The organism is Pseudoflavonifractor intestinihominis (assembly GCF_040096055.1).
GTDB classification, from domain to species: domain Bacteria; phylum Bacillota; class Clostridia; order Oscillospirales; family Oscillospiraceae; genus Pseudoflavonifractor; species Pseudoflavonifractor intestinihominis.
In genome coordinates, this window is record NZ_JBBMFK010000051.1 from 1 (window position 1) to 2883 (window position 2883).

At 58.5% G+C, this 2883-nt stretch carries 2 protein-coding genes; both read left to right on the top strand.

The window, feature by feature from the left end; all coding sequences use genetic code 11:
* On the top strand, positions 1-1569 hold a 1569-nt coding region (locus WMO64_RS16915), incomplete at its 5' end, for a glycoside hydrolase family 3 N-terminal domain-containing protein (RefSeq protein WP_349232751.1).
* 70 nt (positions 1570-1639) lie between these two features.
* On the top strand, positions 1640-2883 hold a 1244-nt coding region (locus tag WMO64_RS16920; protein WP_349232752.1), incomplete at its 3' end, for a glycoside hydrolase family 3 protein.

Consider the following 2883-nt stretch of genomic DNA (forward strand, 5'->3'; position numbering starts at 1 on the left):
GGAGCGACGGAGCACTTTGAGATTACGGTGGAGAAAGAGGACCTGACAAGCTACGACGCGAACAATGCCAGAACCTACATTCTGGAGGACGGGGACTACTACTTCACGGTGGGAAGCGACGCCCACAACGCCGTCAACAATATTTTGATGGCGAAGGGGGCGGACGAGAGCCGGATGAGCGGCAGCGGAGACGCCAGCCTGACCTACAAGTGGAGCAACACGAGCTTCGACGCGGAGACCTATTCGGTGTCGCCGGTCACGGGCAATCCCATCACCAACCTGTTTGACAATGCGGACCTGAATAAGTACGAGGGCGCGGAGGACCAGCAGATTACCTACCTCACCCGCAATGACTGGGTGGGCACCTTCCCCCAGGGCCCTGTATCGCTGCGCATTACCGAGGAGATGTGGAAGGACGGCCTGTCTCACAATGAGGCGGATCGGGCCGCCATCGTGGAGGAGTACAAGGCCCTCTACTACCCTGACGCTACCATGCCTGCTGTGGGCGTGAGCGGAGATCTGACCGCCAGCATGTATGCAGAGACCGAAGCTGACGACCCTGCGTGGGATGCTCTGATTAGCCAGATTCCCTATGCTGAGATGACAAACCTCATCTATAACGGGTTCCACCTGACCCAGCCGGTGCCTTCCATCGGCCTGCCCGGCACCAACGATGAGAACGGGCCGCAGGGCTTCACGAAGAGTCTGATGGGCGGATCCAGCGCTATGGCGTATACCTCCGAGGATGTGATGGCGGCCACATTTAACCTGGGGCTGATCGAGAGCATGGGCAAGTGCATCGGCGAGGACTTCCTCCATGCTACCGGCGAGGACGGTACTGTATACGCCGGTATCTACGGTCCTGGCGCCAACATTCACCGTACGCCCTACTGCGGACGCAATTTTGAGTACTACTCCGAAGACGGCTGGCTGTCCGGAAAAGTGGCTGCCGTAGAGGTAGCCGCTATTCAGGATCGCGGCGTCTATGTGTTCACCAAGCACTTTGCCCTCAACGACCAGGAGGAGGGGCGTTACGGAATCTCCACCTGGAGCAACGAACAGGCCATCCGGGAGCTGTATCTGGAGGGCTTTGAGGGCAGCGTGACCGAAGGAGGCGGCATGGGTGTGATGAGCTCCTTCAACCGCATCGGAGTGGTGTGGACAGGCGCCCACCACGGCCTGATGACCGGTATCCTCCGTGATGAGTGGGGCATGAAGGGCGCAGCTATTACCGACTGCTCCGTCATGGCGAATTATATGGATTACCGCATGGGCGTCCTGGCCGGGCAGGATCTGTGGGATGGTTACAGCATGGGTATGGCCACCCTGGACGGGCTGGAGAATGACCCGGCGATTGTCACCGCCGTACAGAATGCGGTCAAGCATATCGCCTACTCCATTACACACAGCCATGCCATGAACATCGGCAATGCAACGGTTATCCCCGTGACGCCTTGGTGGCAGATGGCCCTTTACGGAGCCACCGGCGTGATGGCGGTGCTTACCGCCCTGTGCGCCTTCCTGTTGGTGCGCAGCATTCGGAAAGCAAAGCAGCAGCCAGACGACTGAGGAAAGACGGGCCGCGGGCGTGAAGACGGCCCAGCGGCCCGTCTTTTTTAGGACAAAAGAGGAGGACAATATGAAAAAAAAGAGAAACCACTGGAAGATCCCAACCGCGCTCCTAGCTGTACTCACTGCGGTGTGTATTGTGGCAATCCCTGTAACAGGCTACTTTCAGACCATGATCAACGCGGCGCTGGATGCGGAGACCCAGGAAGTTATTCCAGACCCTGACGCGCAGATTTTTTACTGGACCGACTACGAGACGGAGGAGGAGCTGGTTGCCAATGACTGGGCAGTCTGCCGTCAGGTGACGGCAGAGGGCGCGGCCCTGCTGGTCAATCGGGACAATACCCTCCCACTTCCTCAAGATACTAAATTCTCCTGTTTCTCACAGTCGTCAGTTGACCCGGTGAAAGTGGGGACGGGGTCAGCCTTTATGTCTACCAGCGAGGGAGACAGCCTCTCCTCAGCCTTAGAGAGCAGCTTCCAGCCCGGATGTGTCAACACGGAGCTTTGGAAATTTTATATTACCAGCGGCTATCAGCGGGTAAACGCTGATCTCACCGGCGGCGACCCGTCCCAGTACCGGATTAATGAAGTACCCTGGAGCGAGTATCCCGACACACTAAAGTCCACCTTTTCCGACTACGGCGATGTAGCTCTGGTGGTGCTTTCCCGCTCCTCCGGCGAGGGTGCCGACCTGCCCAGCGGCCTGCCCGAACTGGAGCCCTATATGACCGACGGCGACTATCTCCAGCTGTGCAAGGAAGAGGTGGAGATGTTCGAGAATCTGGCGACGCTGAAGGAGCAGGGCGTATTCAAAAAGATCGTGGTACTCCTCAATTCCTCCAGTACCCTTCAGTTGGACTTTGTGGACGACTATGGCATCGACGCGGTGCTGTGGGTGGGCAACCTGGGCCTGAACGGTTTGCCCGCGGTGACCGACATACTGGCAGGCAAGGTCAACCCCTCCGGCCGGCTTGTGGACACCTTCCTGAGGGATAACCACTCCTCGCCGGCCATGGCCAACTACGACGCCTTTCCCTACACCAATGCCAAAGAGCTTGGCCTAGCGACCGCCCAGAACAACAACGCGCCGGGTATTGACAAGTGCAACCAGGACTACGTGGTGTACCAGGAGGGCATCTACGTGGGCTACCGGTACTACGAGACCCGGTATGAGGACTATGTTCTCGGTCAGGGCAACGCCGGGGAGTACGACTACGATGCGGACGTGGCGTTCCCCTTCGGCTACGGCCTGAGCTATACCACCTTTGAGTACTCCAACTTCACGGTGGAGGACCAGGGGGACACCTTCCT